Origin of the sequence: Pseudomonas sp. PICF6 (assembly GCF_009831705.1) — a bacterium.
In the GTDB taxonomy this organism is placed as follows: Bacteria; Pseudomonadota; Gammaproteobacteria; order Pseudomonadales; family Pseudomonadaceae; genus Aquipseudomonas; species Aquipseudomonas rhizophila.
On the sequence record NZ_WUUD01000020.1, the window covers coordinates 209,885 to 218,208 of the forward strand.

General features: G+C 61.3%; 9 protein-coding genes. 4 read left to right on the forward strand and 5 right to left on the reverse strand.

What is annotated here, in order from left to right:
• Positions 1 to 117: 117 nt before the first annotated feature.
• Positions 118 to 738, forward strand: coding sequence for an HAD family phosphatase (locus tag GSM73_RS14165; RefSeq protein ID WP_160893000.1), 621 nt, complete (start codon positions 118 to 120; stop codon positions 736 to 738).
• Between the two features lie 109 nt (positions 739 to 847).
• On the forward strand, positions 848 to 1,111 hold the full coding sequence (locus tag GSM73_RS14170; RefSeq protein WP_047227228.1) for a DUF4404 family protein: 264 nt from the start codon (positions 848 to 850) through the stop codon (positions 1,109 to 1,111).
• A gap of 169 nt (positions 1,112 to 1,280) precedes the next feature.
• Here GSM73_RS14170 and queF read toward each other — a convergent pair whose 3' ends face one another.
• Together queF and GSM73_RS14180 are read right to left on the reverse strand one after the other, a co-directional pair.
• Positions 1,281 to 2,111, reverse strand: a complete 831-nt coding sequence (gene queF, locus GSM73_RS14175) for an NADPH-dependent 7-cyano-7-deazaguanine reductase QueF (protein ID WP_139050702.1) — start codon at positions 2,109 to 2,111, stop codon at positions 1,281 to 1,283.
• 61 nt (positions 2,112 to 2,172) lie between these two features.
• The gene (locus tag GSM73_RS14180; protein WP_047227226.1) at positions 2,173 to 2,694 is read right to left on the reverse strand and encodes a plastocyanin/azurin family copper-binding protein; all 522 of its coding nucleotides are present in this window, start codon (positions 2,692 to 2,694) and stop codon (positions 2,173 to 2,175) included.
• A 151-nt stretch (positions 2,695 to 2,845) separates the two neighbouring features.
• Between GSM73_RS14180 and GSM73_RS14185 the strand changes: the two genes are divergently transcribed.
• Positions 2,846 to 3,526 (forward strand): heavy metal response regulator transcription factor, encoded by a 681-nt coding sequence (locus GSM73_RS14185; RefSeq protein ID WP_047227225.1) that lies wholly within the window; start codon positions 2,846 to 2,848, stop codon positions 3,524 to 3,526.
• Complete coding sequence (locus tag GSM73_RS14190; RefSeq protein ID WP_160893002.1) at positions 3,523 to 4,875, forward strand: heavy metal sensor histidine kinase; 1,353 nt, start codon at positions 3,523 to 3,525, stop codon at positions 4,873 to 4,875. Before GSM73_RS14185 ends, GSM73_RS14190 begins: the two co-directional genes overlap by 4 nt.
• 193 nt (positions 4,876 to 5,068) lie before the next feature.
• Here the strand turns inward: GSM73_RS14190 and GSM73_RS14195 are convergent, their stop codons facing one another.
• The 3 genes from GSM73_RS14195 to GSM73_RS14205 form a co-directional block, all read right to left on the reverse strand.
• Complete coding sequence (locus tag GSM73_RS14195; protein ID WP_160893004.1) at positions 5,069 to 6,313, reverse strand: lipoprotein-releasing ABC transporter permease subunit; 1,245 nt, start codon at positions 6,311 to 6,313, stop codon at positions 5,069 to 5,071.
• A gap of 63 nt (positions 6,314 to 6,376) precedes the next feature.
• Positions 6,377 to 7,060: a lipoprotein-releasing ABC transporter ATP-binding protein LolD gene (lolD, locus tag GSM73_RS14200; RefSeq protein WP_162843734.1), complete on the reverse strand. Its 684-nt coding sequence runs from the start codon at positions 7,058 to 7,060 to the stop codon at positions 6,377 to 6,379.
• 7 nt (positions 7,061 to 7,067) lie between these two features.
• Positions 7,068 to 8,318 (reverse strand): lipoprotein-releasing ABC transporter permease subunit, encoded by a 1,251-nt coding sequence (locus GSM73_RS14205; protein WP_107322904.1) that lies wholly within the window; start codon positions 8,316 to 8,318, stop codon positions 7,068 to 7,070.
• Between the last annotated feature and the right edge of the window lie 6 nt (positions 8,319 to 8,324).

An 8,324-nucleotide genomic window follows, 5' to 3' on the forward strand; every position in this document is an offset into this window, starting at 1 on the left:
GACAGCACTGAAAGAGAAGCTGCTCGTAGGATTTTTCCGCACCCGGCGCCTTCATTTCACTGTCATTGGACTGTCATTGAGGCACGTTAGGCTGCGGGATATTTCAAGGACGTTCCCATGCCCCGCGCCGAAACCCTGCCCCTGCCCGCCCCCAGCCTGACCGCCGTACTGTTTGGCTTGAGCGGTTGTCTGGTGGATTTCGGGGCAAGGGCGCGACAGTCAGGAGCAGTGCCCACCGAGCATTCGCAGCCAACCCCCGGCGCCCTCGAAAGCCTGCGCCTTTTGCAGCTTCAGGAGATTCCCTGCGCCTGGCTCGACGAACTGCCACCTGCCATCATTCATAGCCTGGCTGCTTCGTTACCGGCGTGGATCAAATCGCCGCAACTTCCAGCAACAAATTATCCGTGGCCGGCCCCGCATGCCTGCTGGCAGGCCTTGATGGCGTTGAACGTCCAGCAATTGGACGGTTGCGTGCTGGTCAGCGGCGAGCCGCGCTTGTTGCAGTCGGGGCTCAATGCCGGCCTGTGGACCATCGGCCTGGCGTCCTGCGGCTCGCTGTGTGGCCTGGCGCCGAACGAATGGCAGCTCCTGAGCCAACAGGAACGAGAGACCAAGCGCGCCAAGGCCACCGTGCAGTTGTTCGGCCTGGGCGTGCATTCGGTGATCGATCACCTGGGTGAACTCGACACCTGCCTGGCGGATATCAGCCTGCGTCGGCTCAAAGGTGAAAAGCCCTGACCGAGATCATGCAGGGTGCACGAGGGTGGATTACTCTTAAAGCAAGCCACGGACTTTTGACGCACCGTCGCGGTCCATGGCTGTGCCTATCAATAAAGGGAGTACGCCAATGCCTGCCCGCGAATTGCAGAAACAACTTGATGAACTGCGCGAGCAATTGGAACAGAACCCGCCGCTTTCCGAACCGGAGCGCGAGAATCTGCATCAACTGATGATTCAGCTCGAAGCCGAGATCGAACTGGATAATTCGCTTCAGAATGCCGACCTGGTCGATGGTGTGAACCTGGCCGTCGAGCGCTTCGAACTGGATCACCCCACTATTGCCGGGACGTTACGCAACATCGTACAAGCCTTGGGCAACATGGGAATCTAAACCCGCCAGATGCAAAAAAGCCCCGCTATTGATAGCGGGGCTTTTCATTTTTCACGATATGAAATGCAATCCCCTGTGGGAGCGAGCCCGCTCGCGATAGGTGGCTCAGCCAACATCAATGCTGAATGTGCCTGACTCATCGCGAGCAGGCTCGCTCCCACAGGATTATTTATTGCCGGACCAGGCGATGGTTCGGCAGCTGCACCTCTTCGGTACTGCGATACGGGTTGATGTCCAGCCCACCCCGCCGCACATAGCGCGCATACACCGTCAATTTTTCCGGTTTGAGCAAGCGTTGCAGGTCGAGAAAGATCCGCTCCACGCACTGTTCGTGGAAATCCGAATGCTGGCGGAAGCTGACGATGTAGGCCAACAGGCTGGCAGGGTCCAGCGCCGCACCGCGATATTGCACCGCCACGCTTCCCCAGTCCGGCTGGCTCGTCACCGGGCAATTGGATTTGAGCAGATGGCTGTGCAGGCTTTGCTCCACGATGCGCGAATCATCGCAGCGCAGCAGCTCCGGGCGCGGATGCTCGTAGGAGTCGACGGTGATGTCCAAGTCATCGATGCACACGCCGGGTAATGCCACGACCCCTTCACTTTCCACGTCCTTGAGGCTGCGGATGCGCACGCCCACCGGTTTACCGGCGGCCGCCGACAGGTCCTGACGCAAGGTCGCTTCCAGGCTCGCGGTATCAGCGAATGGCGTCTGGTTCAGCGAGTTGAGGTACAGCTTGAAGGATTTGGATTCGATGATGTTCGGTGAATCCGCCGCGATTGCGAATTCACCAATGGCCACCACCGGTTTGCCAGACGGCAGCAGCCATGACAGCTCGAAACAGTTCCAGAAATCCACGCCCTTGTACGGCAGGGTCTCGGCCGTCAGGCCCAGTTCCGCCCATTTCGCGGTGCGCGGGATCGGAAACAGCAGTGACGGCGTGTACGTGGCGATGTATTCGCTGGATTTGCCCAGCGGCGAATGTTCGGCTGCGGGATGCATGACGGAAACCTGACTGAAGAATCAGCCAATTCTATCAGCCTTTGCCCCAGCCTTTGAGTGCTTACTGACTGACTGTCAGCTTGCCTTTCATCCCGGCCTGGTAGTGGCCGGGCACATTACAGGCGAACTCCAGCCGCATGGCCTTGTTGAAGGTCCAGGTCAGCTCGGCGGTTTTGCCCGGCTCCACCAGCACACTGTTGGGGTCTTCATGGCGCATGCCGGCCTCCCCGTGCCCCATGGAGTCATGGGCCATCCCTTGCTTCATTGCGGTCGGGGTCAGTTGTCCGCTCTGTTGCATCTTGAGCATTTCCTGCTGATGCTGGGCGTGCATCGCGGCATTGCCCAGGTTGAACTCATGCAGCAACTGACCTTTATTGATCAGCACGAACCGAACGGTCTCCCCAGCCTTGATATCAAGTGCACCGGGGTCGAAGGTCATGTCCCCCATCACCACATCGATACTGCGACTGGCCTTGGCCGCCGAGGCAGGCTGGCCGAAATCAAAATGACCCGGTGAAGCCCACGTGGGCGTACTGAGCACCAGTGCAAAGGCGGTCAGGATCAAGCGGTTTGCCATTAACATGTCCATACTCCTGTCAGATTCAGCGTGTGAGAACTCTATCTCTGCACACCTGCCAATCGGCTTACGGCTCGATTACAACTTTGTCAGGTAGAGCCACGGCCACGTCCGACGCGGTATAACGCCCTCGTTCCAACAACGCCTTGAGCTGCCCATGAAACTGCTGATCGTCGAAGACCAAACCAAAACCGGCCAATACCTGCGCCAGGGCCTGACCGAAGCCGGGTTCAACGCCGACCTGGTGGCCGATGGCATTACCGGCCAGCAATTGGCCTTGAGCGGTGAATATGCCTTGCTGATCCTCGATGTGATGCTGCCCGGCCGCGATGGCTGGCAGATTTTGCAGGCCGTGCGCGGGGCCGGCCTGGATACGCCGGTGCTGTTTCTCACCGCGCGGGATGCGGTCCAGGATCGCGTGCATGGCCTGGAGTTGGGCGCCGACGATTACCTGGTCAAACCCTTTGCCTTTTCCGAACTGCTGGCGCGAGTCCGCAGCCTGTTGCGCCGTGGTAGTTCGACGCCCCAGGAAACCAGCTTGCGACTGGCGGACCTGCGCCTGGACCTGATCCGCCGCCGCGTCGAACGCAGCGGCCAGCGCATCGACCTCACGGCCAAGGAGTTCGCGTTGCTGGAAATGCTCCTGCGTCGCCAGGGCGAGGTCCTGCCCAAATCCCTGATTGCTTCCCAGGTCTGGGATATGAATTTCGACAGCGACACCAACGTCATCGAGGTCGCGATACGGCGCCTGCGAATCAAGATCGACGACGATTTCCCCAGCAAGCTGATCCACACCGTGCGGGGCATGGGGTATGTCCTTGAAGAGCGCAACCTGTGAGGGGGCGTTGGTCGCTGAGCAGCCGGCTGGCGCTGCTGTTCGCCGCCTGCACCGCCGTGGTCTCCCTGTTTGCTGGCGTGCTGTTCAGCCGTGGCAGCGAGGCGCACTTCATCGAGCTGGATCAGCAACTGCTCGAAGGCAAACTGATCGGCCTGCGTCGCGCCCTGCAGGGGCTTGATGCCGAGCAAACCCAAAACCGTCTGGCAGATGAACTCAGTCGCCAGGCCGACCTGGCCTTGCGCATCAAGGATAGCGATGGCGTGCGCTGGTACGACAGTTCGCTGCGGATTCCGGCTCAGTTGCCGGAGCGTCCCGGCCTGTCCACCCTCAGCGATGCCGACACTGACTACCGGGTATTGAATGCACCGCTGTACCCCGACCGCCCGGACTCGCCGCAACTGACGCTGCTGCTGGACATCACCCACCACCAGCATTTCCTGCAACGCATGCAGCGCCTGATCTGGCTGACGGTCGGCCTCTCGGCCCTGGCTACCGCCCTGCTCGGCGCCTGGGCCGCCCGGCGCGGCTTGCGACCGTTGCGGCGTATGGGGGCCATCGCCGGCAGCGTCTCGGCCCGCTCTCTCAATGCCCGACTGCCGGAAGAACACATGCCCGCCGAACTGGCGGAACTGGCCCACAGCATCAATGACATGCTCCGACGTCTCGATGATGCGTTTCAACGGCTCTCGGCGTTCTCTGCCGACATCGCCCATGAACTGCGCACCCCTTTATCGAACCTGCTGACCCACACCCAGGTCACCCTCACCCGCGAACGCTCGCTGGAGGATTATCGCGAAGCACTGCACAGCAATCTTGAAGAGCTGCAATGGATGGCGCAGTTGGTCAACGACATGCTCTATCTGGCCAAGGCTGACCACGGCTTGCTGGCACCCAGCCGCGAACCGCTGGAACTGGCTCAGGAAGTGGATCTGCTGCTGGAGTTTTTCGCCCCGCTGGCCGAAGACGCCCACGTCCGCTTGAGCCGTGAAGGCAACGGCCGCATCGACGGAGACCGCAGCATGTTGCGCCGGGCCCTGTCCAATTTGCTGGACAATGCTTTGCGCTTCACGCCTGACGGTGGCGAAGTACGGGTACATATTGTCGAGGGCGTTGGGCAGGTGCATGTAAACGTGGAGAACAGCGGTGACGGGATTTCAGCGCACTTGCTGCCGCGTCTGTTCGACCGTTTCTATCGCGCCGACCCGGCCCGCCAGGAAGGCAGCAGTGAACACGCCGGGCTGGGGCTGGCCATCACCCGCTCCATCGTCCGCGCCCATGGCGGGCAGATCCGCTGCGAATCGGCCGATGGCTGGACGCGGTTTTTGATCGAGTTGCCGAAGGGGGATTAAGCCCGACGCAAACCCTGGTGGCAAAGAGACTTATCTGTGGGAGCAAGGCTTGCCCGCGATGCAGGCGCCTTGTTTCCCCCGCAGACCGCGTCGTCTGCATCGCGGGCAAGCCTTGCTCCCACAGACACCTCGCTAAATCCCGTCGCCACCAGAGTCTTCAACAAGCCCTTCTGCCACAGAGGTCTGTGCAGTATCAGGAATAGCGCAACGCCTGTGCCGGCTCGACCTTCGCCGCACGCCAGGCCGGGTAAACCGTGGCGAGGAAGCTCAGGATGAACCCGGCCGAGCAGATCAGCACTACATCACCGCGTTGAAGCTCCGAAGGCAGGTTGCTGACGAAATACACGTCGGAACTGAAAATATGCTGGCCAGTGACCCTTTCCACCCAACCCACTAAATCACTGACGTTCAGTGCCGCAATCACCCCCAGCACGCCGCCAATCAGCGTGCCGACCACGCCAATTACCGTGCCCTGGACCATGAAAATCGCCATGATCTGCCGTGGCGTGGCGCCGATGGTGCGCAGGATCGCGATATCCGCGCCCTTATCGTTCACCACCATGATCAGGGTCGCGATGATGTTGAAGGCCGCCACCGCGACGATCATCAACAACAGCAGGCCGATCATGGTTTTTTCCATCTTCATGGCACTGAACAGGCTGCCCTGAGTGTGGGTCCAGTCGTCGGCCTTGTAGTCCGCGCCGAGGCCCGTGGCGATGTCGCCGGAAACTCGCGGTGCTGCGTACAGGTCCTTGACCGCCAGGCGCACGCTTTGCACCTGGTTTGGCTGCCAATGCTGCATTTGCGCGGCGTCGGCCACGTGGATCAGCGCCATGGAGCCATCCAGTTCGGCGCCTACCTTGAACACGCCGACCACATTCAAGCGCTGCATCCGCGGGGTGATGCCGCCCGGCGCGGTGCTGATTTCCGGCACGATCAGGGTCAGTTTGTCCCCGACGTTCAAACGGAAGCGCCGAGCAGTGATTTCGCCGATCACCACGCCAAACTCGCCCGGTTTCAAGGCATCGAGACGCCCCTGGACAATATGCTGGGCGACAATGGACACCTTGCCCTCCTGGGCCGGGTCGATGCCGCTGATCTGGATCGGTTGCATCGCGCCTTTATGGCTGAGCATGCCTTCCATTTCAGTGAACGGCACGGCAGCGATCACCTCAGGATTTTTCAGCGCCGCGGCAGCCACCGGCTGCCAGTCGTCGATCGGCTTGACGCCGACGAGGGTGGCGTGGGGCACCATGCCCAGGATGCGCGAGCTCATTTCGCGCTGGAAGCCATTCATCACCGACAGCACCACGATCATCGCCAGCACCCCCAGGGCGAGGCCGATCATCGAGGTCATGGAGATGAACGAAACAAAGCGATTGCGGCGCTTGGCGCGGGTATAGCGCGTGCCGATGAAGATCGATAACGGTCTGAACATTCGCGGGGCACCGTATGAAAATAAAAGACCCGGCGCTTGCAGCAAGCGCCGGGTTTCGGTCGGTCAAATGGGCGTCAGGCAACCTTCCTGCAGGTGCAGGACGCGGTCCATCTGCCGGGCCAGGTTCATGTCGTGGGTCACCACCAGGAACGCGGTACGCATCGAGGTACTGAGTTCCAGCATCAGGTCCTGAATGCCTTGGGCGGTGTGGGAGTCGAGGTTGCCGGTCGGCTCGTCGAGCATCACCAGCCCCGGCTTGTTGACCAGGGCCCGAGCAATCGCCACGCGCTGGCGCTCGCCACCGGACAACTCCGCCGGCTTGTGCTCCAGACGATGGCCCAACCCGACCCGCTCCAACAACGCCGTGGCCCGCTGGCGGGCTTCAGGGATCGCTGTGCGACCGATCAGCAGCGGCATGCAGACGTTCTCCAGCGCGGTGAACTCCGGCAGCAAATGGTGGAACTGGTAAACGAAGCCCAGGGAACGGTTGCGCAGCAGGCCACGGGCCTTCTCGTTCAGCGCCGAGAGTTCCTCGCCGGCCAGCCAGACACTGCCGGCAGTCGGTGTATCGAGGCCGCCCAACAGATTGAGCAGGGTACTTTTGCCCGACCCGGACGTACCGACAATCGCCACACGCTCGCCCGGATGCAGCTCCAGCTGCAAGCCCGACAACACCACCACCGATTCCGGCCCCTCCTCGTAGGATTTGCCCAGGTTACGGCAGCTCAAGATTGCTTTTTCACTCATACCCGACTCACTCATAACGTAACGCCTCCGCAGGCTGGGTGCGCGCGGCACGCCAGGCTGGATACAGGGTGGCGAGGAAACTCAGGACCAACGCGGCGCCGCAGACCATCAACACATCGTCTGTCTGCAACTGCGACGGCAGGTAGTCGATGAAGTACACGTCGGCGTTGAGAAACTTGTGCCCGATCAGGCCTTCGAGAGCGGCAATCGCGGCGCTGACGTTCAGCGCGGCAAACATCCCGACCAAGGCGCCGACCACCGTACCGATCACGCCAATGACCGTGCCCTGGACCATGAAGATCCGCATGATCTGCCCCGGTGTAGCGCCAAGGGTGCGCAGGATGGCGATGTCGCCTTTCTTGTCGTTCACCACCATCACCAGGGTGGAGATGATGTTGAATGCCGCCACCGCGACGATCAGCAACAAAAGCAGACCGATCATGGCTTTTTCCATGCGGATCGCCTGGTACAGGTTGCCGTGGGTGCGGGTCCAGTCTCGGGCGTAGTAGCGGTCTTCGCCGAGCTGCTGGGCGATGGTCCACGCGACGCGCGGTGCCTGGAACAGATCATCGAACTTCAGCCGCAGGCCCTGGACCTGATCCGGCTTCCAGCGATGCAGGCGCGCCAGGTCCTGAAGGTTGGTGACGCCCAGGTAACCGTCCAGCTCGCCGGCGCCGACATGGAAAATGCCGACCACGGTAAAGCGCTTCATACGCGGGAACATGCCGCCCGGGGTCACGGTGACCTCCGGCGCCACGAAGGTCAGCTTGTCGCCGATGGCGGCGCCGAGCTTGGCAGCTGCCTTGTCACCGATGACGATGCCAAAGCTGCCCGGCGCCAGGTCGTCGAGTTTGCCCTGCTGCATGAAGTTGTCGATGATCGACACCTGCCGCTCAAGCCCAGGGTCAATGCCATTGAGCAAGACCTTGGAAACCTTGCCATTGTGGGTCAGCAGCCCCTGCATCTGGGTGAACGGCGCAACCGCCAGCACCTGCGGGTTCTGCTTGACCTTGGCGGCCAGGCTCGGCCAGTCGCTGATGGCTTCGCCGGTTTCGAGGGTGGCGTGGGGCACCATGCCCAGCACGCGAGTGCGCATCTCATGGTCGAACCCGTTCATCACCGACAGCACGACGATCATCACGACCACGCCAAGGGCCAGCCCGATGATTGAAGTCAGGGAAATGAACGATACGAAATGATTGCGACGTTTTGCACGGGTATAACGCGTGCCGATAAATACGAAGAGAGGTCTGAACATGTCGGG